20 protein-coding genes, 1 tRNA gene and 1 pseudogene are annotated in these 22190 nt (G+C 70.2%); 6 read left to right on the top strand and 16 right to left on the bottom strand.

Annotated features, from left to right (window positions below):
• Positions 1 to 14: 14 nt before the first annotated feature.
• From ACI79A_RS07370 to ACI79A_RS07340, 7 genes and pseudogenes are all read right to left on the bottom strand, one after another.
• Positions 15 to 2753 carry a putative bifunctional diguanylate cyclase/phosphodiesterase gene (locus tag ACI79A_RS07370; RefSeq protein WP_457081521.1) on the bottom strand — a complete coding sequence of 913 codons (2739 nt, stop codon included), beginning with the start codon at positions 2751 to 2753 and terminating at the stop codon, positions 15 to 17.
• On the bottom strand, positions 2750 to 3913 hold the full coding sequence (locus ACI79A_RS07365; protein WP_457081519.1) for an FIST signal transduction protein: 1164 nt from the start codon (positions 3911 to 3913) through the stop codon (positions 2750 to 2752). Before ACI79A_RS07365 ends, ACI79A_RS07370 begins: the two co-directional genes overlap by 4 nt.
• Positions 3914 to 3977: 64 nt before the next feature.
• The gene (locus tag ACI79A_RS07360) at positions 3978 to 4424 is read right to left on the bottom strand and encodes an SRPBCC family protein (protein ID WP_457081517.1); all 447 of its coding nucleotides are present in this window, start codon (positions 4422 to 4424) and stop codon (positions 3978 to 3980) included.
• Positions 4425 to 4448: 24 nt separating this feature from the next.
• On the bottom strand, positions 4449 to 4817 hold the full coding sequence (locus ACI79A_RS07355; RefSeq protein WP_457081515.1) for a hypothetical protein: 369 nt from the start codon (positions 4815 to 4817) through the stop codon (positions 4449 to 4451).
• Between the two features lie 39 nt (positions 4818 to 4856).
• A complete protein-coding gene (locus ACI79A_RS07350; protein ID WP_457081513.1) occupies positions 4857 to 5663 on the bottom strand; it encodes a sulfotransferase family protein in 807 nt (268 codons plus the stop codon).
• Positions 5664 to 6028: 365 nt separating this feature from the next.
• Entirely contained in the window at positions 6029 to 6352 is a 324-nt protein-coding gene (locus ACI79A_RS07345) for a TIGR02391 family protein (protein ID WP_457081647.1), read from the bottom strand.
• A pseudogene (locus ACI79A_RS07340) lies at positions 6298 to 6804 on the bottom strand (TIGR02391 family protein); the annotation flags it as partial. The gene ACI79A_RS07345 and the pseudogene ACI79A_RS07340, both read right to left, overlap by 55 nt.
• 276 nt (positions 6805 to 7080) lie before the next feature.
• Here ACI79A_RS07340 and ACI79A_RS07335 point away from each other — a divergent pair.
• Positions 7081 to 7545 carry a hypothetical protein gene (locus tag ACI79A_RS07335; RefSeq protein WP_457081511.1) on the top strand — a complete coding sequence of 155 codons (465 nt, stop codon included), beginning with the start codon at positions 7081 to 7083 and terminating at the stop codon, positions 7543 to 7545.
• A gap of 513 nt (positions 7546 to 8058) precedes the next feature.
• Positions 8059 to 9522 (top strand): hypothetical protein, encoded by a 1464-nt coding sequence (locus ACI79A_RS07330; protein WP_457081509.1) that lies wholly within the window; start codon positions 8059 to 8061, stop codon positions 9520 to 9522.
• Here ACI79A_RS07330 and ACI79A_RS07325 read toward each other — a convergent pair.
• The 5 genes from ACI79A_RS07325 to ACI79A_RS07305 all read right to left on the bottom strand — a co-directional run bounded on the left by ACI79A_RS07325 (position 9519) and on the right by ACI79A_RS07305 (position 14260).
• On the bottom strand, positions 9519 to 10073 hold the full coding sequence (locus ACI79A_RS07325; RefSeq protein WP_457081507.1) for a hypothetical protein: 555 nt from the start codon (positions 10071 to 10073) through the stop codon (positions 9519 to 9521). The two genes, ACI79A_RS07330 and ACI79A_RS07325, sit on opposite strands and share 4 nt — an antisense overlap.
• Before the next feature lie 57 nt (positions 10074 to 10130).
• Entirely contained in the window at positions 10131 to 11234 is a 1104-nt protein-coding gene (locus ACI79A_RS07320) for an MrcB family domain-containing protein (protein WP_457081505.1), read from the bottom strand.
• A gap of 103 nt (positions 11235 to 11337) precedes the next feature.
• Complete coding sequence (locus ACI79A_RS07315; protein ID WP_457081503.1) at positions 11338 to 12705, bottom strand: helicase-related protein; 1368 nt, start codon at positions 12703 to 12705, stop codon at positions 11338 to 11340.
• Positions 12706 to 13109: 404 nt separating this feature from the next.
• Positions 13110 to 13967: an AAA family ATPase gene (locus tag ACI79A_RS07310; RefSeq protein WP_457081501.1), complete on the bottom strand. Its 858-nt coding sequence runs from the start codon at positions 13965 to 13967 to the stop codon at positions 13110 to 13112.
• A 101-nt stretch (positions 13968 to 14068) separates the two neighbouring features.
• The gene (locus ACI79A_RS07305; RefSeq protein WP_457081498.1) at positions 14069 to 14260 is read right to left on the bottom strand and encodes a helix-turn-helix transcriptional regulator; all 192 of its coding nucleotides are present in this window, start codon (positions 14258 to 14260) and stop codon (positions 14069 to 14071) included.
• Positions 14261 to 14359: 99 nt separating this feature from the next.
• Between ACI79A_RS07305 and ACI79A_RS07300 the strand changes: the two genes are divergently transcribed.
• Together ACI79A_RS07300 and ACI79A_RS07295 are read left to right on the top strand one after the other, a co-directional pair.
• Positions 14360 to 15010 carry a helix-turn-helix domain-containing protein gene (locus tag ACI79A_RS07300; protein WP_457081496.1) on the top strand — a complete coding sequence of 217 codons (651 nt, stop codon included), beginning with the start codon at positions 14360 to 14362 and terminating at the stop codon, positions 15008 to 15010.
• Positions 15003 to 16133: a tyrosine-type recombinase/integrase gene (locus ACI79A_RS07295; RefSeq protein ID WP_457081494.1), complete on the top strand. Its 1131-nt coding sequence runs from the start codon at positions 15003 to 15005 to the stop codon at positions 16131 to 16133. Before ACI79A_RS07300 ends, ACI79A_RS07295 begins: the two co-directional genes overlap by 8 nt.
• 28 nt (positions 16134 to 16161) lie before the next feature.
• Here the strand turns inward: ACI79A_RS07295 and ACI79A_RS07290 are convergent.
• The 4 genes from ACI79A_RS07290 to ACI79A_RS07275 form a co-directional block, all read right to left on the bottom strand.
• A tRNA-Arg gene (locus ACI79A_RS07290) sits at positions 16162 to 16237 on the bottom strand.
• A gap of 124 nt (positions 16238 to 16361) precedes the next feature.
• A complete protein-coding gene (locus ACI79A_RS07285; RefSeq protein WP_457081492.1) occupies positions 16362 to 17288 on the bottom strand; it encodes a glycine betaine ABC transporter substrate-binding protein in 927 nt (308 codons plus the stop codon).
• 104 nt (positions 17289 to 17392) lie between these two features.
• Positions 17393 to 18391 (bottom strand): ABC transporter permease, encoded by a 999-nt coding sequence (locus tag ACI79A_RS07280; RefSeq protein ID WP_457081490.1) that lies wholly within the window; start codon positions 18389 to 18391, stop codon positions 17393 to 17395.
• A complete protein-coding gene (locus tag ACI79A_RS07275) occupies positions 18384 to 19655 on the bottom strand; it encodes a quaternary amine ABC transporter ATP-binding protein (protein WP_457081488.1) in 1272 nt (423 codons plus the stop codon). The genes ACI79A_RS07280 and ACI79A_RS07275 overlap by 8 nt, the downstream gene beginning before the upstream one ends.
• 722 nt (positions 19656 to 20377) lie before the next feature.
• On the opposite strand from ACI79A_RS07275, the gene ACI79A_RS07270 reads away from it, so the two are divergent.
• Both ACI79A_RS07270 and ACI79A_RS07265 read left to right on the top strand, forming a co-directional pair.
• Complete coding sequence (locus ACI79A_RS07270; RefSeq protein ID WP_457081486.1) at positions 20378 to 20698, top strand: GNAT family N-acetyltransferase; 321 nt, start codon at positions 20378 to 20380, stop codon at positions 20696 to 20698.
• Positions 20699 to 20752: 54 nt separating this feature from the next.
• Entirely contained in the window at positions 20753 to 22126 is a 1374-nt protein-coding gene (locus ACI79A_RS07265; protein ID WP_457081484.1) for a cryptochrome/photolyase family protein, read from the top strand.
• The last annotated feature ends 64 nt before the right edge of the window (positions 22127 to 22190 follow it).

Here is a 22190-nt window from a genome sequence, read left to right as displayed (position 1 = left end):
TCGGCCCGTGCCGTTCAGCCCGTGGTGGCCAGCACGCCGCCGTCGACCAGCAGCGCGGTGACGGCGGCGGCGTCGACCGCCGGGGCGAACAGCCAGCCCTGCGCGGTGCGGCAGCCGAGCCGCAGCAGTGCGTCGCGCTGCTGCTCGGTCTCCACGCCCTCGGCGATCACCGCCATGCCCGCGGCCTCCGACAGCGCCAGCACCGCACGGACGATCCCCGTGCTCAGCCGGGCGTCGTCCCCGTCGGTGCCGAGCCCGGCGACGAAGGACCGGTCGATCTTCAGGGTGTCGACCGGCAGGTCGCGCAGGTGCGCCAGGTTGGAGTAGGAGACGCCGAAGTCGTCGAGGACCAGGCCCACGCCCGCGGCGCGCAGCCGGTGCAGCTGGGCGAGCTGCCCGGCGGTCTTCTCCAGGCTCTCGGTCACCTCCAGCCGCAGCGAGCCGGCGGGCACGCCGTGCCGCTGCACGGTGGCCAGCACCCGGTCCACGAACGACGGGTCCTCCAGCTGGACCGCCGAGAGGTTCACCGACGCCCGCACGTGGTCGGCGTCGGGCAGGCCGCGCCAGCGGGCCAGCTCGCGGCAGGTCTGCTCCACCACCCAGTCGCCGATCGGGCCGATGGCCCCGGTCTCCTCGGCCAGGGGCACGAAGACGTCCGGGGGGACGTCGCCGAAGCCGGGGTGCCGCCAGCGCAGCAGCGCCTCGACGCCCTCGAGCCGCCCGTTGGCCAGGGCGACCATCGGCTGGAAGACCACCCTCAGCTCGGCGCGGGCCAGCGCGCCCTGCACCTCCTGGCGCAGCGAGAGCCGCTGCACCGACCGCTCGGCAGCGGCGGCGTCGAACACCTGCACCCGCCCGCGCCCGGCGCGCTTGGCCTCGTACATCGCGGCGTCGGCGTCGCGCAGCAGGTCGCTGACGGCCGCCGCCCCGGCCCGGTCGCCGAGCGCGCCGCCGATGCTGGCGCCGATCCGGACCAGCTCGTCGTCGAGGGAGAACGGGCGGCGCAGCACGCTCAGCATGCGGTCGCCGACGGTGGCCAGCGCGGTCCGGTCGGCGGCGTCGTCCAGCACCACGACGAACTCGTCACCGCCGAGGCGGGCCAGCAGGTCGCCGGGGCGGAGGCACTCGCGCAGCCGGTCGGCGACCTGGCGCAGCAGGTCGTCGCCGGCCTCGTGGCCGAGTCGGTCGTTGACCGCCTTGAACTCGTCGAGGTCGCAGAAGAGCACGCCCACCGGCCCCGTCCGCGGGCCGGTCAGCCGGTCGGCCAGGACCTGGCGCACCAGCGCCCGGTTGGCCAGCCCGGTGAGCGGGTCGGAGGTGGCCTGCAGCCGCAGCTCGTCCTCCAGCCGGCGGCGCTCGCCGACGAACCGGGAGGAGAGCACGGTGCTGCCGGCGTCACCGGGGGCGACCGCCAGCCGGGTCTCCACCCAGGCCCAGGCATCGGTGCCCTGGCGCAGCCGGTGCTCCACGCTGCTCACCTCCGGGCAGGCGGCCAGCGCCTCCCGGACGGCGGCGCGGTCGTCGGGGTGCACCCGGTCCAGCCAGTCGGTGCCGACCAGCTCCGACGGCCCGGCACCCAGCCCGCGGGCGTAGGACGGGGACGCCCAGCGCACCGTACCGGCCCGCTCGACGACGGCCACCAGGTCGCTGATCGCGTCGGTGAGCACCCGCAGCCGGGACTCGCTCTCGGCCAGCGCGGAGTACAGCCGGGCGTTGACCAGCGCGGCGGCGACGTAGCCGGCCAGCAGGCAGGCGGCGTCGACCGCGGCGGAGGTGAACGCCCCGGGCCGGGGGTCGACCGCGTACAGCAGCGCCACCGGCTCGGCGTCGACGACCACCGGGATGCACAGCAGCGCCCGGCCGTCACCTCGCAGGTGCCCGGGCAGGGCGCCGGGGCCGGTGGCCATGTCGTGGATGACGTGCGGCTCGCCGCGGCAGGCCGCGGGCCAGGCCCGCAGCTCCTGCACCGGGCGGGGCCACTGCGCGGTGTCGTCCTCGACCCACTCGGCCGTGGCGGTCATCGCCGCCATGCCGTCCTCGACGGTGACCGCGCTGGTCCAGGGGGCGCCGCTGATGGTCGCCAGGATCCGGGCCGCCTCCTCCAGCAGCGGCTGGCGATGGAGCTGACGGGTCAGCCGTGAGCCGGTGGTGGCCAGCCGCTCCACGGTGCGCCGACGGTCGGCGTCCTCCAGGGATGAGCACAGCCGCTGGGCGACCGCGCGCAGCATGAGCAGGTCGCCCGGGCCGAGGCCCGACGGGGTGGAGAAGAGCAGGAGCAGGGCCGGGCCGGGCCGGTCGCCGGTCGCCACCGGGACGTGCACCACCTGCTGCACGGCCACCCCGGCCACGACCGGCGGGCGGGTGCCGGCCGGCACGGACCAGGCCGCCGGGGTGCGGGCGGTGAACAGGTCGGCAGCGCCGGGCAGCTCCGGCAGGGCGACGGCGTGCTGGTCGCCGAAGCCGCAGGCGGCGGCGACGTCCATCCCGTCGGACCCGATGCGGCCCCAGAGCACGAGGTCGGCGGAGAACACCTCCGACAGGGCCTCGACCGCACGGGCGGCCAGCTGCTCGGGGGGCCCGCCCTGCCCGATGACGTCGAGCATGCGGACCAGGCCTGCGGAGTGCCGGTAGGCGTCCTGGGCGGCGGACTGCGCCTGGGCGACCATCGCCCACAGCTCGCCGGTCTCCGGCTCCGCCGCTCCCGAGCTGCCGCGCCACCGCAGCCGGGGCAGCGCGGCGGGGTCGGCGGTCACAACGCCAGCGCGGTCAGGGTGGCGTTGTGCACGCCACCGGCGCCGCGGGAACGGGAGAACTCGCCGTAGGTGTAGAGCCCGAACGCGGTGGCCTCGCCCGCCGCGCGCTGCAGCCGGGAGATCTCCTCGCCGATGGCGTCCCCGAGGATCGTCTGCCGTGCCGCGCAGTCGAAGGTGAGCAGCACCTGCTCTTCCCCGGTGCCCAGCGCCCCGGCGGCGACGTCGTCGACGACCGAGAGCAGCACCTCCCGCTCGGCGCTCATCACCTGGACGGCGGCGAAGGTGGGCACCGGTTCGAAGCAGGTGAGGTCGCCGGACTCGGCGGTGAAGACCGCGCGGACCAGGTGCGAGCCGTCGGGCTCCAGGACGCCGAGGGCGTAGGAGCTCTCGGCGACGGCCTCGCTGAGCCCGCGCCGAGGCGCCTCGTCCCGGTCGACGGCGGCGGCGTAGACGGCCGCGCCGGGTTGCCCGCCGATCTCGTGGATGACGGCCTGCTCGGCGTGGGTGACCAGCTGCGGCGGCCCGACCGGTGTCCAGCCGTGCGCGGTGGCCACGCGCAGCGGGCGCGGGGAGGCGATCCACACACCGACGGCGACGTCGGTGCGGGCGGTGTCGTCGATCAGCACGCTGGTGCTGGTCAGTTGCCAGTCGTCCCCGGCGACCCCGCCGACGATCGGCACGCTGGCCCCGGCCGCCCGGTGCGCCCCGGCGACGACGGACTGCTGGCCACCGACCAGTCCGTCGGTGAGCAGCAGCAGCGCCGCGTGCGGCAGGTCGTGGTCGCCGGTGGCGGCGCGCGCGGCGCGCACCACCTCGGCGCCGACCTCGGTGGGCCGGGTGCTCATGCCCTCGGCCCAGCCGACACCGAAGCGGTAGTCGCCGTCGGCGAGGACCAGGACGGCGACGCCGGTGCCCGGGCCCGCGACCTGCGCGCCGGCGAAGTGGCCGCAGCTGGTGGCGCCGACGAGCGGCGCGTCCCCGGTCACCGAGCGGATCCCGGAGAGCAGCTCGGCGAGGTCGTAGCGGACCGAGGCGTACACCAGCACGAGCGCGGGGCTGCCCGACGGCAGGCCGGCGACCGCCGCGGCGGCGGCGCTGCGGCCGGCCACGGCCGCGCTCGGGTCCGAGCTGAGCCCGGTGCCGTGCTGGAGATCGCTCACCGGAGTGTTGTCGACAGGTCGCGGCGGATCCCTGACGGCACCTCATCCCCAGGAGGGAGGCGGCTCAGCCGGTGGTGACGGCCTGCTCCAGCCGGTCGAGCACCGCGGTGTGGATGCGGCCGAGCCCCTTCGGCGCGAAGGTGCGCTCGAAGAAGCCACCGATGCCACCGGCGCCGGTCCAGGTGCTGCTCACCCGGACCGTGCTCACGCCCTCGTCGGCGGGCCGGACGCTCCAGGTGGTGATCATGCTCGAGTTGGCGTCGGTCTCCACCAGCGAGCCGTCGGGCGCCTCGCTGACGGTGACGTCCTGCACCCGCACCCGCTTGGACGTGGCCTGCAGCCGCCAGTGCGCACGGGTGCCGGCGCCGTCGCCACCGGCGTCCACCCGGTACTCGCTGTACTGCTCGGGGAGGATCCGCGGGCGGGTGACGGCGTAGTCCGCGAGCGCGGCGCGCACCTGCTCGGCGGGCGCGCGGACGATCCGTTCGGTGGTGGCGACGACCTGACCCATGCCGGCCATCCTCCCCTGCCCCGGTCAGGTCCCGCCGAGCCCCTCCTCGTTGTTGAGGTACTGGCAGCGGAACCGCGCGCCGGCCATCGCCTCGGTGAAGCGCGCCTCCCACAGCGGGTCGCGGGCCGGGAAGGTCTCGAAGACCCGTTCCTCCAGCACCTCGGGGCGCCCGTCCGGACCGGTGCAGGCGCGGCGGAGCAGCACCCGGGTGACCCCGTCGACCTCGTCGTGGGCGGTGGTCCAGCGGGCCGTGGCGATCGCCTGGGCGCGCAGCGCCCGGTCACGTTCGGAGAGCGCCGGCGGTCCGGCCGGGCCGCGCGCCACCGCCCAGCCCCACGCCGCGATGACGCCGAGCAGGGCCAGCACCACGACGACCGCGATCACCGCACCCATCCCTGCACGGTAGCCAGCCCCGGCGGCCCGTGCTCCTGCTCAGTCGGCGGTGAGCTCGGGAACGGGGACCTCGGCGACCCGCTTCTCCACGTGCCGCTGGGTCTCGGCGTCGAAGACCCGGCCGAACTTCTCCCGGGGGCGGTGCACCAGCGGGCCGGTGTTGTCGCCCTTCCAGGTCTCGAAGTCCTTGATCAGCCCCTGGGCCGCGCCGGCCCGCCCGGCGACCATCGCCGGGTCGTAAGGCAGCCCGACGTCGGCGCAGGCCGCGCGGAGCACCTGGTCGGGGTGCTGGGCCAGCCGCGCGTAGGACAGCACCGTGTGCCCGGGCCGGCCGCGGTGCTCGGCGGTGATCCCGACGCACTCGGCCCACAGGTCCACCGCCTGGTCGACGGTGTAGGTGCTCCCCCACCCCGTGGAGACCGAGCGCAGGCTCGCCACGACGTCGGCCCCGTCGCGCAGGATGTGCAGGAAGCGCGCCCCGGGCACCAGCTGCTCGACCCGGTCGATCGCGTAGAGGTTGGCCGGGGTCTTCTCCACCCAGGTGCGCCGGCCGTGTGCACGGGTGACTCCCCCCGCCGTGGCCAGGAACGCCTCGGCCACCGACCGCCCGGTGGCGGGCTCCGGCCAGCGCAGCGCCGGCCGGCCGAGGAAGCCGGCGATCTCCGGCAGGTCCCGCGCCAGGTCCGGTGCGATCGGGGCGTCGAGATCGGTCGGCAGCCGGTAGAAGAAGTGCGTCTCCGGGAACGCCTGCACGTCCGGGTGCGCGGCGAGGAAGGACTGCAGCAGCGTCGTCCCCGAGCGCGGGCAGCCGACGACGAACAACCGCGGCAGGGGCTCCGGTGGCACGGAGGGTCATGCTCCCGGGCGGCCGCCCACGCCGCCAGGCGAAGGCAGTCCGCCATCAGCGTCGGACAGCGGCCGACCACGGGAGTGCCCCCGGCAGGATTCGAACCTGCGGCACACGGTTTAGGAATCCGTTTCGGGCTACGCCGCTACCTGCTCGGCTTCGATTCACCGCCGAGCTGACCAGCCGGTTTGCCTCCGTCGCTTGTCAGTGATCTTCGCCGGTCATCGTCTTCACGTGCCCCCGTCGTGCCCCGGCCCCGCCCGGGCGACCCGGGGTTGTTAAGCCTGCATGCTGTTCTTCCAGGTACTACCCCCGCCGACAATCGCCGGAGGAACAGGGGTAGGGAGTGGCCCGGAAGCGGGTTCTACTCGGTCACCGCCGCCGCGTCGGCGGGTGCCTCGTCCGGGTGGGCCGGCGACAAGTCGATGAAGTGACTCGCGTGATCGAAGCGGAGTTGGGTGAGCAAGAGACTGCTGGCCCCGATGACGCCGAACGCGAAGAGGCGGTGATCTGATCGGTTGACGATGCGGTGAGCCGCAGGGTTGCGCAGCGCCATGGCAATACCTCGGGCGAGAAGGTGCCACCCCTCCCTCTCCGCGTCAGTAGCCCCGAGGCGGTATTGCCCTTGTCTCCGAACACCGAGCTCATGAGAGCCTGGCCGACGAGGACGGCCGGCTGGCCCGTCCAACGACGGACCCGATCTTCCGTGAAAAGTCCTGTCTGCGTGACTGCCTTCCCCCAGTGCTCGGATCGAACGTCCGTGGCGATGAAGGCCCACAGCTCAGGGTCCACTCCGGAGGCATCAAAGACGCCGGCGTCGGCCGCTAACCACTCAAGCTCGTGGACAGCAGCGTCCAGTAGACCCAGGACTTCCCGTCGCGCCACGATGGACAGCCCTTGCGGCCGGATCACCTGATCCCCGACCCTCAGCGGCTTCTGCCAGTCGATACCGAGAATCTGAGCTGTGATGGGGTGGTCATGCCCCAGAGCTCTCGGCAGCGCCAACTGGACCCTGGCCCACCAGGAGACGAAAGCGGGGTCCAGGGACGACTGCGGCACGAATCGTGTTGAAGCCTCGAAGCGGACGAGCTCCTCCCGCAGCGCCAGCAGAGCCTGACGGGTTCGGTCACGCGCGGTCATCGCAACGATGCTGGCACGCCTGTGGGTCTGCGGCCCCACCGGACAGAGACACGCTTCTAGCCCAGACCCTGGCGGACGCCAGCCAGATGGTCCGTCCAGGCCTAGGCAGGAGTACACTCGACGTCGGCAGTCGCGCCTGCCCGCTCCGAGTCATGTGACCCACGTTCACCTTGACGTCGAGGACAAGGTTCTCCGAATCGCGCAACAGCGTTCCGCCAGGTCTTCATCCATCCATGGCGGGGCGAACGTGGGGCGCTCCGCGACTTGGAGAACATGATGACCAGGAATCGTGGCCAGAAGGCCGCCGTACGGGCACAGATGGCCGCCACCGGCGCGCCGTACATGGAGGCCCGCCGACAGCTCACCTCACCGACTCTCGGCGACGTGATGCGCGAACACCCGCTCCTCAACAGCTTCGGCATCGGCGTCTTCGACTCTCGCCGGAAGTCACCCAGTGAGCGTCGAGCCGAGCTCGCAGCCGAACGCGCGGTGCTCGCCGCTCACGAGACCACGGTGGTGGACGTCGCCGCGTGGCTCCGCGAAAACATCGCGCCTATCAAGACACCCAGTGTCGGGAGCTACACGATGAAGCACGTGGTGGAGCGCGCGATCGGCCGGTACGTCACCAACGGTGAACTGATCGCTGCAGCACTCCTCGCCGGCTACAGCTTCAAGTACACGGACGGTCCGAACGTGTTGTTCGGGATGAGCGTTCGGGACGTCAAGCGGACCGAACGCTGAGTCGCATAGGAGCTCCGGCGCTCGGTAGCTGACCCCTGACATCAAGTCCGTCAAGGGGTCCGACTCAGGGTTGGTCCTTATCCGCCCTCCGGCTGACGCGATCACCGTATTGCCATAAACGCCGATCCCCGGAGGCGCTCAACCGATGGACCGACGGACGAGTGCAGCGGCTACACGTCGCGAGCACGGTCGCCGGTCCACCATGAATCCCCGGAAGAGGAGTTCGTCCAACTTCGACCATCGGAACTCTGCCGCAGCGTGAGCACGTAAGCGTCAGGGTGACGGAGCTATCCCAGACCTCTACCTCCACCGCCGAAGGCTGGCATAGCACGGCTCCGCATCGGCGGCGTATCCACAAGCTCCACGACCAGAAGCCGGCTGGCATCGGACTCGAACACCCGATGCCGGCTGACTTCTGCCGTATCTACTCGGTTACACGACGAGGAGGAGTGAGCGACGCTAAGCTCCGCACCTCAAGACGACGGCACCCAAGGGTGCGAACGGGGGCCTGACATGCGTGTTTCGCAGCTCTACAAGCTCAACGGGAGTCAGGGGACGTTCGAGTTCGTCGACGTTGATGTAGACGGCGACGTGCCTCTCTTCATCGACCCTGCAGCCATCGCGCAGCTCAAGTCGCCATGGGGCGACGCCTGCACTGCAGCGGTTCAAACGTTTTTTCAACAAGTCCTGGATCGGGTGGTCGCGAAGGACTCCGAGGGCGCGATGGCGCTCATGGACTACCTGGGTGAAGACAACGCAACCCACCTCGGCTTCTCATCCACATCGAGGGGCAGCGGCGTGGGCTACGGGCTTTCCGAGCGATTCTTCGAGGAGCTCTCCACCAGCAAGGCGGTAGCAACCGGGCTTGTGAAGGACCTAGAAGATACTGCCCTACTCATCGAGGGCGTCCGGGAGGATCGAATCTCGGATGTCACCACAAATATCATCCGCCGTCAGTTGATCGAATTCACACAAGACACCGCGACTTACCATGGGATACCGATGCAGCCCGGCGTTGCAGTTGGGCCCTACTGGGATGCGGCAACAAGGCAATGGAGGCAGCAAGCCTTTACGCTGCCTGTCACGCAGCATGGCCCGCTGATACTTGTCCCCAAGGCGATTGTGCGGCGGTCGCTTTTCTTCAATCCTAGTGAGTATTACCGCCACTACGTACTCGAACTCTTCAAGTACAAAGAGTTGAACAATGCCGAATCGCCGCTCGTCTACCTGCTCAAATCGGGGCAGAGGAAGGTGAACAAGTCCGACGTAGAAAGAAAGTACCGCGCTAAGCACCAGGGTGACCCGGGTGTAGAAAAGCGAATTAACGTCGATGGAACCCAACAGCAACCCGACCTGCTGGGCAAGTACAAGTCGGATAAACTAAAGAACCCCCCTACGCCCCCTTCCCACAAGGAGGTCGCGGATGCGACCGCCACCTCGACTCCGGACTATGGCGCACTCTTGGAGGCGGTTCTTACGCTGAAGCCGGGGCCAACGGATGCCACGAAATACGAGCGCGCGGTGGAGTCATTATTGGCCGCCCTACTTTACCCCGACCTGGTCAACCCGATTCGTCAGGAGAAGATTCATGAGGACCGCAAGCGAATAGATATCTCCTTCACGAATGCGGGCGCGGAAGGAGGGTTCTTTTACTGGGTCGCTATGCACTACCCTGCCGCAAACGTTGTAGCCGAGTGCAAGAACTACGATCGCCCGATTGCTAATCCCGAGTTCGACCAGATCGCAGGAAGGTTCTCGCCCTCGCGAGGGAAGGTTGGCCTTCTGGTGTACCGCCACTACGAGGACAAGAAAAAGGTTCTCGCCTCGTGCCACGACACTGCCGCTGACGACCGCGGGTTCGTACTCGCCCTCGATGATGCTGATTTGGAGGGCCTAGTGGATGAAATGAAGACCACGGGGACCTGCACCGCCATTGGTGGACTGCTTCACAAGCGCTTTAAGGAGCTGATCGCCTAGTCGGCCGGCTCACCTCCACCAATGAAGTCCTGAAGGGGTTCAAACACCCAGCTTTCAATCATGGATTCATACGTTTCAACGAGCCAGTCAGGGAAGAGCTGATCCGGTTCGTGGAGGCGAAACGACAGCGCCGATACGAGGTTGTCGCCCGTTGCGAGGTGCTCCACGTGCTGATGTAGTTCAGGTAGCCGAGCCTTCAATCCGGCCGCTCGTTCGTCATGGATTGAGAAGCGCAGCCCCTCATGGGCGATGTAGTTGCGCGCTTCGCGAGCCCTAGTTAGCACCGCCTCATGCTCACCCACCTCAGGGAAGAGTCGGGCAAGCTCGACAAGTGTCGGCTTGAGTAAACGATCCCGGGGCACCGAGCCGATAAGTTCTTCCAATTTCGCTACGGGGTCCGCCTGAAGGGCGTCTACAAGATGGCCGAAGCGAAGGAGCGATCGGCACTTATCTTCGAAAGCCTGGGCCACATAGAGGGCGCGACCCCCGACGAGTAGGGCCGCATCAGCCCACGGATTCCGAATGGGCTGCAGGTGAAGCGTCCACGACATCGGCCCAGTTTAGTGGGCATTGTGAACGATGCGCAGTCGATTATGTCTCTCGCTCCGTCAGCCCGCGGCGTCAATCAGCGCCAATGCCGCCTCAGTGCCCGCCCAAGAGGACTGGTCGCGGACGACGTAGTCGATATCCAGTGACTGCAGGAGGTGGGCGAGCGCCTCGCCTATGGGGTCGCTGAACAGGGCCAACAGTAGAGGGTCAGGTTCACCCAATTCACGGTAAAAGAAGTGGCGATAGCTGTAGAGCTGCCCGATCGCCTCTCGAACGGCAACCTCCGCGTTAGGCCCCACCGTTTTCGCTTCTACGAGCCAATGCGCTCCGCCGCTGTCCACCGTGAGGTCCCGCGGGTGCACGTTAGTAGCTGGTACCCCCCCAGCGGCTAGGACGTCTTCCCCAAACGCCTTAATTAGGGATTCATGCTTGCGGGTCTTTTTCTGGTGCGCTGCGCCCACCTTCGCGAAGTATTCAGCACTGTCCTTCGGAGCGAATATCGGAGCGGTAGCCGGTTTCGAGTCGCTCTTCTTCTCCGAAACGCTCGACGTGGCGATCTGCCCCTTGCTAGCCAGGTCCTTCTTGATGGACACGGCCTCGGTGTAGATCATGGCAAACTGTTGCAGATCGGTTGCGAGTGTCTCGTTCTCAGGTAGATCGTCCAACGGATACGCCGCGGCCACAATGTTGCCAACCTCGTACGCCCGGGGCAGGTAGCCGGGCGCCGCGAGGTCGATGGTGGTTAGCCTGCCCGACAGGAAGGCCGGATCGAGTGCAGCGCGGATCTTTTCGGTCTCGTTAGCAATCTGGACAAGTGCCGCGTTGTCCGCCGCAACACCTTTCGCGCCAGCCTGTTCGGCCACCCTCCGATGCTGCGTAGCTCCTTGGTTCATGGAGAGGAAGACAGTCGATATATCCGCTCGGTACAGGTAGACCAGGTAGAGCCCGTCGGTCGCCGTGGTGGTGACGTCGGGGTCAAGAAGAGCGATCCACGGCACAAGAGGAAGACTGAAGGCGCTACCGCTCACACGGATACGGAGACCAAGAGGCGTCTCGGCGGGCGGAGACGAGCGGACGGCGTTGAGGTGCTGCTGGGCCGGCTGCAGCTTGCCTGCCGAATGGCTGTACCCGGCAACGCCTGAGAGTGCCTCCCTTAGGTCCACTCTCGAATCCTAGAGCAAGCGTAAGAACGACCGTGACGGAGGAATGCAAGACACCCGTTCCACACCCCTGAAGTGGGGTGTGGAACGGGCGCCTCGTGACGTCTCAGAGCACCTGGCTGCGCAAGAGCCCGGCCTGCTCGTCCTTTCGTGCCAGGCGGTCGACGGCCTTTCGGTCGAATTCGTGGTCGTTGAGGACCACCCAGTGATCCACCCGGGGGTACGGGGAGCCGTGACGGGTGACCCTTCCGACCGCCTGATCGAGCCTCGCCGGGTTGTCCGGCAACCCGACGGAGATGAGGTAGCGGCAGAACTGCAGGTTGAGCCCTCGCTCGACCACCTTGGACCCGAGCAGGACCGACACGTCCGGGTCAGCCCGGAAGTCCTCGACCAGGCTGGAACGGTCCTGCTTCCGGGTGGCACCTCGGAGCTCGACGTAGCCGATCCCGCGCGTCCTCAGCTCGGCGGCAACCGCGTCCAGTTCGAGCATGCTCTCGGCGATCAGCAAGGCCTTCGCCGTGCGATCACTGCTGACCAGTTCGTCCACCAGCTGCGCGGCACGGCGCGCCCTCGTGCTTGGCACCCACTTGCCCGTGATGACCTGCTCCTGCCGCTGCAGGCGCTCCAGGCCCCACGACTCGCGGTCGATCCTCCTCATGCTCTGGGCCTGCTCACGTGAGAGCGGCACCCAGAGCACGTCGCGCCGGACGTATTCGGGTCGTCGCAGCGTGGCGAGGCAGTCCTCTCGACGGAAGTAGTGGGCGGAGGTCAGGTCCCGGAACCGAGCTGCAGCTGCCGCGCTGATCCAGCCCCACGGCTGGTCGTTGGTCTCGTAGACCCGCCACTCGACGAAATCGATGCCGAAGTCGCGCTTGCTGGGCAGCTGGGTCAGGTGCAGGAGGGAGTAGACGTGCCACACCTCCATCGGGTCGTTCTCGTAGAGGGTCGCGGTGAAGGCATGAACTCGTCCAGCCTCCGCCGTCGCGCTCCGGGCGGCGGTGTAGCGCGCTCCACCGCCCTTGAGGGCCGACACCTCGTCGAGGATCACGACCGACATGGGTCCGTGCCAGAGGTGCCCGCGGACAGCCCACTGGGCGAACGTCATGACCTTGACGTGGGCGAGTTCTGCCACGGCCCTCTGTCGCCGCTCCTCGGATGCGTCCATGGCACGCAGGCCGGCCAGGTTTCGGATGGTCAGAGCGGGGAGGAAGCGCCTCAGCTCCCGGGCCGTCTGCTCGGCGAGGGTGGTGCCCTCAGTGAGCCAGAGGACGGGCCGGTGCTCGCTCACGCCTCCGCGCTCTGCGAGGTGGGCGATCAGACCGGCGGCCTGCACGGTCTTGCCGGCCCCGACAGGGTCCGCGCACACCGTCTTCGACGTCGTCGCCATGACGGCGATCCCCTCGGCCTGGTGCGGCTTGAGCTGGCCGCCGTCGAGCTCGTCGTAGGCGAAGTACTTCAGGTTCTTGTCGATCATGTGCGGCTCTCTGTGGGCCCTGCTGAGGGCAGGGGTTGTTGCCGCCAGCGGGTGCTAGCGGTGGGGTCTTCGGGGGCGGTCGAGGCGGCCCTAGGCCTCCGCGGTCTCGGGCGTGGCGCGGAGCGCCTTCCCTCGCTGCGGGTCGGACCAGGGCGTCGGGCGCCCTGCGTGGCGCCCTTTCGGCGCCTCCGGCCATGAGGCCGTTCGGCGTGCGTACGAGCCGCGCCTCTGCGCGGCAGGCCTTGACCGATGAACGACCTGGTCCGGGCGCTTTTTGGCGCCCGTCCCGGGTGTCGGGTGCCCCGCCCACAGGGGCGGGCACACGGGGTGATCGGTACCGGGGTGGGGAGGGGGGTTGTAGGGGGGAACCAACCCACCCACCCACGGGGTGTCGCCCCGCAGATTCACCCGGCGGTCAGGGCCTCTCTGTCCCTTCGGGGGGGTGCCCAAAGGCCCTTGGCGCGGACCGCCTTGACGAGGCTCCGGCCCGCCTCCTCCGTGCTCACGCTGGGCATGGAGGCCATGAGGTGCCGAGCCAGGGCGCGTTCGGAGTAGGGCGGCCCTGCCTCCTGCAGCGCCGCGACGGCTTCCTGGTGCCGTGGCAGAACCCGTTTGCCGCCGCCGGCATTCGGCTTCTCCTCGACCGTCCTCGATCCCACTTGCCGTCCCCCGTCTTGGACGCGTCCACCGTCCCGGGTCAGCCAGTAGGACGCCGTAGCCGCGTCGTTGCCGTGGCTGCGCAACCCGTCGCGCCTGACCTCCAGCGAGTGGCGGAAGTAGGCCGGGATCGCGTGGACGCCGGCCGGCTTGCGACCACCCGCATTCGTGTGGTGAACCAGAACGACGGCGATCCCTTCGCGAGCCAGGGCGCCGAGACATGCCAACGGACGAGAGACCTCGGCGTTGGAGTTCATGTCGACGGCCCCTGCCCACGAGTAGAGGTTGTCGATCACGGCCAGGCCGATCTGCGCCTCGACGGCGGCCCGAGCGAGGGCCGACCACGCGTCCGGGTCGACGGGAGGCGGCTCGTGGAGCAGCACCCCATCGGCGAAGCTGTCCCCGAGTCGCTCGGCGTACTCCCACTGCCCTCCGGAGTCGGACGGCAGGACCAGGCAACGCCGTGGGCCCGCGTTGACGGCACGCCCGAGCCACTTCTCGCCCCGTACCACGGCGGCCACCAGGTCCACCATGAGCCAGCTCTTCCCGGCCTCGCTCAGCCCGTAGACCAGGGTAGTGGTGGCGTGGATCAGGCCCTCGACCACGAACCGGGACCTGCCTCGGTTCGCCACCAGCACCTCGCCGACGGTCCGGGCACCGAGGGACTGCAGGGACGGTCCCCACGAGTGGTCCAGGGTCGTGGCCGTCACGGGAGGGCGTAGGTCGGCGCCGCCCGCGCATCCACCCACGTGTCCACGTCCGCACGGCGGTACCGCACGTGCTTGCCGAGGCGGTAGCGCTTCGGCCCCAGCCCGCGGCTGTTCCAGGCGTAGACGGTGGCCACGGGGACGCCGAGGTACGTCGCCACCGAGTCGACGGTCATGAGGTTGTCGATCATCGTTCTCCATTTCCGGGAATCAGTGCGCTATCGTTCGCGCAGACCAAGAACAGCACACGTTCTCGGCGACGCGCAACGACATACCGGAGATTCATGGTTATGGAGAACACACTTGTCACACCGACCCCAGAGCCCATCAGCAAGCGCATCGGTCCCACGGTCCGGCGCTTCCGTCGCGAACGGGGTCTGGACCTCCGCGAGCTCGCCGAGCTGCTCGCCGAGGAAGGCCACCCCCTCAAGCTCGGGCAGCTCTCGAAGCTCGAACTCGGCGATCGACGGGTCGACGTGGACGACCTCGTCGCCCTGGCCGTCGTCCTGAACGTGACGCCGAGCCAGCTCCTGATGCCTGAGCCGCCCGCTGAAGGTGAGGACCAGGTCGTGGCCCTCACCCCCCACCGGCGCGTGGGCTGGCACCGCGCGTGGCAGTGGATGTGCGGGGACTACTGGGTCGACGACTCGGCCAGTCCGAGCCGGGGAGCCAGCGACCAAGAGGGTGAGGCCGAGGCCGAGGCCGACTGGCACTTCGCCGCGCGACCGCACGACCCCTTCGGCGGCTACATGTTCGCGCCGTCCTACCTCTACACCCGCGAGGACGACGTCCGGGCCGTCGTCCACGCCGTGCGCGAGGCCATGACACCGAAGGAGGGCAAGAACACCCTGACCAGGCGCTGGTTGTTCGCGGCGATCGACTGGTACCTCACCGTCGAGACCGGCAAGCGGGAGACGCGGAAGGGGCCAGCCCGTGGCTAGCGTCTACAAGCGCGTGCGGCCCCGCGAGGGCAAGCCTGACCTGGTGACCTGGGAGACCAGGTGGCGGGAGCTGAACAACCGACAGCGCAAGAAGACCTTCACGAAGAAGTCCGATGCCGAGCGGTACAAGACGTTCATCGAGGGCAGCCTGCACACCGGCTCCTACGTGGACCCGTCCCGCTCTCGGGTGACCGTCGGGGCATACGCCGAGCAGTGGATGGGAGGCCGCACGCGCCTCAAGCCGAAGACCGTGGCGTCCTACCGGTCCCTGCTGAACAACCGGGTGCTCCCCCGCTGGGCGGAGGTCCGCCTGGACCGGATCACGTACGAGGACGTCGCCGCCTGGGTGTCCGACATGTCCACGCAGGTCTCACCCTCCACCACCCGGCAGGCGTACCACCTGCTGACGTCGATGCTCGACGAGGCGGTCAAGGGCCGACGCCTCCCCTCCAACCCGGCGGCCGGCGTCGAACTCCCCCGGCTGCCGAAGGTCCACAAGCGCTACCTCAGCCACGAGCAGGTCACCCGCCTGGCCGAGGAGTGCGGCTCCGACGGCGTCGTGGTGCTGATGCTGGCCTACACGGGTATCCGCTGGGGCGAGCTGGCTGCGATACGGGTGGGCCGAGTGGCTCCCGGCGTCCGCCGGGTGCACATCGCCGAGGCCATGTCCGAAGTCAACGGCCAGGCGATCTTCGGTCCGCCCAAGACGCACGCCGACCGCTGGGTGGCAGTGCCCGGATTCCTGCGGGACTCCATCGGTGCCCTCATGGCCGGCAAGGGGCCGGACGACCTGCTGTTCACGTCCCCTCGCGGAGAAGTTCTCCGGGTGCACGGCTTCCGGCGGCGCCACTTCGATCGAGCGGCGACCGGGCTCGGACTCCCGGGACTCGTGCCCCACGAGCTCCGGCACACGGCCGCCAGCCTCGCCATCGCCTCCGGCGCGAACGTCAAGGCTGTCCAGTCGATGCTCGGGCACGCCAGCGCGGCAATGACTCTGGACCGCTACTCGCACCTCTTCGACGACGTCCTGGACGCCGTCGCCGACCGCCTCGACGAGGCCCGTCAGCGGACTGTTGTGCCCCCCTCGTGCCCCGAAGGGACGGTGCTGGCCCTCGCTCGATGAACCGCAGGCCGCCGACCTGCGGTCTTGCTGGTGCCCCCGGCAGGATTCGAACCTGCGACACACGGTTTAGGAAACCGATGCTCTATCCCCTGAGCTACGGGGGCGGCGGCGTCCATCCTGGCATGCGGCCGGGCGGCGGCCACCGAGTAGCTGGGCCCGGACGGGCGAGGGGCCCGACGGCGTCGCCGTCGGGCCCCTCGCTGCTGCCGCGGCGAACGCGGCGGACGGTCAGCTCTGCAGGGAGTCCACGAAGTCCGGGTTCTCCTCGAGCCAGGCCTGGACGGCCTCGTCGTACCGGCCCTCGCCGTACTCGTTGACGACCAGGTTCTCCAGCGAGCCGTACTGCTCGTCGGTGAGGGTGGCGTTCTCCATCATCGACGCCACGTCGGCGCAGTCGGTGGAGAAGCCCTCGCGGGCCAGGGTGTGCAGCCCCTCGGCCTCACCCAGCGCGCCCTCCGGGTCCTCGAGGTCCTTGATCGGGAACTCGCTGTTGGCCCAGAACGGGCGCCAGAGGGTGACGACGATGTCCTCGTTGGCGTCGGTCGCCGCCTGCAGCTCGGCGAGCATCGCGGTGGTGGAGGACTCGACCAGCGTGTAGTCCTCCTCCAGCCCGTAGGTCGGCATGACGCTGTCCTTGGTGGTCGCCGTCAGGCCCGCGCCGGGCTCGATCCCGACGATCCGGCCGTCGAACATCTCGGCGTTGCCGGCCAGGTCGGCGATGGAGTCGATGTCGGTGTACTCCGGGACGGCGAAGGTCAGCACCGCGCCCTCGTACCAGGCGCCGAGGTCCTCGACCTGGTCGCCGTACTCCTCCATGTAGGCCGCGTGGGTGACCTCGGACCAGGCGGAGGGGTAGACGTCGACGTCGCCGCCGGCCAGGCCGGCGTACAGCGGGGCCGCCTCGGAGATCTCGGTCATCTCGACCTCGATGCCCTGCTCGCCGAGGATGCCGTCCCACAGCCAGGCCATGCTCAGGCCGTCGGTCCAGGACGGGATGAAGCCCAGGTTGACGCTCTCGCAGTCACTGCCGGACGACGTCCCGCCGCTGGCAGTGGTGTCCTCGTCGCTGTCGCCGCCGCAGGCGGTGGCGGTGAGCGCGACGGCGGCGAGGCCGGCGGCGAGGCGGGCGCCCCGGGTGGTCAGGTTCTTGTTCATTCTTCTGTGGTTCCTCTCCCTACTTCTGGTGGCGGTCGACTGCCCCGCGCACCGTTGGTGCTCCGGTGTGCCGACGGACGACCCGGTCGGGCCGTCCCGATCGGCTACCGGGCAGGTTCGGTCCGGGTGGTCTGGTCGCTCTCGGCGGGCAGGACCGCACTGGCGGATCGGCCGCTGGCGGCCAGGCCGCCCTTGGCGACGGTGCCGCCGCGGCTGAGGAAGGACGGGAAGCCGGACAACCGCCCCCGCCGCTGGCCGAACGCGCTGGTCAACCGGTCCAGGTAGATGGCGAGGACGACCACCGAGAGGCCGCCTTCGAAGCCCAGCCCGACGTCGAGCCGGGAGATGCTGGTGACGACGACGCCACCCAGCCCCGCCGCGCCGATCAGCCCGGCGATGACCGCCATGGACAGCGCCAGCATGATCACCTGGTTGACCCCGGCCATGATCGTCGGCAGGGCGAGCGGGAGCTGGATCCCGCGCAGGATCTTCCCCGGCGGGCTGCCGAACGCGTGCCCGGCCTCCACCAGCTCCTGGTCGACCTGCCGGATCCCCAGCTCGGTGAGCCGGACGCCGGGCGGCATGGCAAAGATGATGGTGGTGATGACGCCCGGGACGACGCCGATCCCGAAGAACGTCACCGCGGGCACGAGGTAGACGAAGGCAGGCATCGTCTGCATGAAGTCGAGCACCGGCCGGATGGCGGCACTGACCCGATCGCTCTTGGCCGCGACGATCCCGGCCGGGATGGCGATCACCAGCGCGACGATCGCGGCCACCAGGACCAGGGCCAGGGTGGCCATGGCCGGCTCCCACATCCGCATGCTGATCAGCAGCAGCAGGCCCAGCAGGGAGACGACGGCGAAGCGCACCGACCGCACCACGCCACCGAGCACGGCCAGCAGCACGGCCAGCAGGATCGGCGGGGGGAACAGCAGCGCATCGCGCAGGGCCTCCACGCCGGCCTGGGTCACGTCGCTGATCACGTCGAAGACCGGGGAGAAGTTGTCGGTCACCCAGTCGAAGCCGGTGTCGATCCAGTCGCCCACCGGGATCTGCGGCAGGGCGCCGTCTTCGGCGGCCCGGATCGCGGTCTCAGCCACGAACGGCCTCCTTCGTGGTCAGGGCGGTCGCGCCGGCCCGGTGCAGGGAGTCCGGCTCCGGGTCGGCAGCAGGCGCGGGGCGGGACACGCCACCCAGCGCCGCGAGGACGGCGCTGCGGGGGATCACCCCGAGCAGGCGACGGTCGTCGTCGACGACCGTCACCGGCACCTCGTCCTGCGCGGCCGGGGCGAGCAGGTCCGCCAGCAGGGTCGTCGCCGGCACCTCCACCGGGGGCAGCAGCGCCACCCGGGCCAGGGAGGCGTCCCCCGCTGCGACGGCGGCCCGCACGGCGGCCTCGGTCGCCACGCCCGCGACCCGGCCGTCACCGTCGTCCACGAGGACCGTGCCGGTACGCCGCTCCCGCATGAGCGCGAGCACCGGCTCCGGTGCGGACGCCAGGTCGACCGGCGTCGGCGGCTCGGCCATGACGTGCCGGGCGGTGAACACGCGACCGCGGTCGACGTCGGCCAGGAACGACCGGACGTAGTCGTCGGCCGGGGACTCGAGGATCTGCTCCGGAGTACCGATCTGCACGATCCGGCCGTCGCGCATGACGGCGATCCGGTCACCCAGGCGCATGGCCTCGTTGAGGTCGTGGGTGATGAAGACGATGGTCTTGCCCAGGGATGCCTGCAGCTCCAGCAGCTGGTCCTGCATCTCCCGGCGGATCAGCGGGTCCAGCGCGCTGAACGCCTCGTCCATGAGCAGCAGGTCGGTCTCGGCGGCGAGTGCGCGGGCCAACCCGACCCGCTGCTTCATGCCACCGGAGAGCTGACCCGGCTTCTGGTCGGCCCACTGCTCGAGCCCGACGAGGGCGAGGGCCTCCCGCGCCTTGGTCCGGCGGGTGGCGCGGTCGACCCCACGCACCTCCAGGGCGTAGGCGGCGTTGTCCAGCACGGAGCGGTGCGGGAAGAGCGCGAAGTGCTGGAAGACCATGCTCATCCGCTCCTGCCGGAGCCGGCGCAGCGCCTTGGCGTCCAGCGAGGTCAGCTCGGCGTCCCCGATGCGCACGGAGCCGGCGGTGGTCTGCAGCAGGCCGTTGAGCATCCGCAGCAGCGTCGACTTGCCCGAACCCGAAAGCCCCATGACGACGAAGATCTCGCCGGGCTCGACGGTGAAGCCTGCGTCGATGACGGCCGGCGTCGCGCCCCGCTCCCTGACCTCGGCGACGGAGGCGCCCTCCTGGAGCCGGCGCACCGCTTCTGCGGGACGCCGACCGAAGACCTTGAACAACCCCTCGGCATGTATCGCGGGCACGATCACCTCTCGTCGTCGGACGAACCCGGCCGCCGGGCGGGACGCAGCTGGGCGCACCGCTCCGGGAGCGATGTCGAACGCCTCATCATCCCGCCGGACGCGCCGCCCTCGTCGGGCGAGCAGCGCCTGGCGACGCGGCTCCGGCGCATCGGGGGGCGCCGCGAGCGCTTCCACCCGCCTCACGCGACGCCGGCCGACGAGCCGGGGGCGGGAGGACCCGCCATCTCGGTGGACGACGTTAACAGTGGAGCTGGCCGGAAAATGCACGAATGGCCCGATCGAGCCATTCTGTTATCGGCCCGTGACGCCCGGGCAATGTGGCGGACGACACTGCGCCGGCGGGCGAGCCGACTCTCGGGACGCCCCCTGAGGGCCGAGCGACACCCCCGTGACCAGTACCGATGGGCTGACCGCGACACGACCGACTCGTGCCAGAACTAGGGGACGCACGGTTTGCGAAGTGTTTGCGGATGTTCACGCGATCGCAAAGAATGCGCTCGTCGCCATTCTCGCCGAGTGGCCCGATGGGGCACCGGGCGCGCCTGGGCCGGACACTCCCCACCCCTGCGCGGCGCGGCCCCGCCACGCCCGGCGGGCGCCGAAGGGAACGCCGCGGGGGTCCAACTCGTCGGAGGAGATGCAGGCGACGACGTGTTGTGACCGTTACCTTGTCCCAGCACGCAACGAGCCCCGGCAACGGCGCCGGTGGCGCGGGAGGTGGAGGGCAGATGGACATCACGGTGGTGGACGTCCCCGAGAAGGGGCGGTTCGAGATCCGCGACGGGGAGCGCCTCGTCGGCCTGGCCAGTTACCACGTCGACGGCGGCTCGATGACCCTGCCGCACACCGAGATCGATCCGGCGATGGGCGGCCGCGGCCTGGGCACCCGCCTGGTGCACGACGTCCTCGTCGCCGCCCGCGACCGCCGGCTGACCGTGCTCCCCTACTGCTCGTTCGTCCGCAAGTACCTGGTCGAGCACCCCGAGGAGCTGGACCTGGTGGCCGAGGACGACAAGCCGACGTTCGGCTTGGCCACCGCCGACCACTGAGCGCACCCCCGCCGTGACCTGCGGTGAGCCGGGGGCGTCCCTAGGCTCGGCCGGGTGCCCACCGCGCTGCTCTGGTTCCGCCGCGACCTCCGGCTGACCGACCACCCGGCGCTGCTCGCGGCGCTCGACGCGGCCGGGCCGGGCGGTGACGTCGCACCCGTCTTCGTCTTCGACGACCGGCTGTGGGGGCCGTCGGGAGCACCGCGCCGGCGGTTCCTGCTCGACTGCCTGACCGACCTGCGCGAGCAGACCGGTGGCGCCTTGGTGTTCCGGTCGGGCGCCCCGGCGCGGGTGCTGCCCGCGCTGGCCGCCGAGGTCGGGGCGTCGAGCGTGCACGTCACCGCCGACGCCGGCCCCTACGGCCGCCGCCGCGACGCCGCCGTCGACCGGGCGCTGGGCGAGGCGCCGCTGGTGCGCACCGGCTCCCCGTACGCGGTCTCCCCGGGCCGGGTGGTCAAGCGCGACGGAACGCCGTTCCAGGTCTTCTCCCCGTTCGCCCGCGCCTGGCGGGAGCACGGCTGGCACTCCCCCGCCGCCCGCCCGGACGGCGTCCGCTGGACCGGCGGCGTCCGGTCCGACGAGCCACCCCCGGCCCCGGACCTCGACGGGGTCGCCCTGCCCCCGGCCGGGGAGGCGGCGGCGACCGCGGCCTGGCACCGCTTCCGCGACGAACGGCTGCCCGGTTACGCCGAGGGCCGCAACACCCCGGGCACGAACGGCACCAGCCGGCTGTCGGCGTACCTGAAGTACGGCTGCATCCACCCACGCACCCTGCTGGCCGACCTGACCGGTCCCGCCGTCGAGGACTCCGAGTCGGCGCGGAGCTACGCGAACGAGCTCGCCTGGCGCGACTTCTACGCCGACGTCCTCTGGCACCGGCCGGAGTCGGCCCGGGAGTACCTCAAGCCCGAACTGCAGGCGATGGGCTACGACTCCGGTCCGGACGCCGAGGCGCTGGTGCGGGCCTGGCAGACCGGGCGCACCGGGTTCCCGATCGTCGACGCCGGCATGCGGCAGCTGCTCGGCGAGGCCTACGTGCACAACCGGGTGCGGATGATCGTCGCCTCCTTCCTGGTCAAGGACCTGCACCAGGAGTGGACCCTCGGCGCCCGCTGGTTCATGCAGCACCTGGTCGACGGCGACCTCGCCAGCAACCAGCACGGCTGGCAGTGGGTCGCCGGCACCGGCACCGACGCCTCGCCGTACTACCGGGTGTTCAACCCGACCACCCAGGGCAGGAAGTTCGACCCCGACGGCACGTACGTGAAGCGCTGGGTGCCCGAGCTGCGCGGTCTGGACGCCAAGCACGTGCACGAGCCGTGGACGGCGCCCGGCGGCGTCCCGGCCGGCTACCTCGAGCCGATCGTCGACCACGCCCACGAACGCCTGGTCGCCCTGGACCGCTACACCCGCGCCACCCGCCGCTGAACGACCGTCCCCTCGCCGGGTCGACCCGCACCCGGCAGGGTGACGCCGCGCCGTTCCTGCCCAC

It is taken from the genome of Modestobacter sp. SYSU DS0657 (genome assembly GCF_054050925.1).
Note: the sequence above shows the minus strand (reverse complement) of the source record. Positions and strands in the feature narration are given on the sequence as shown.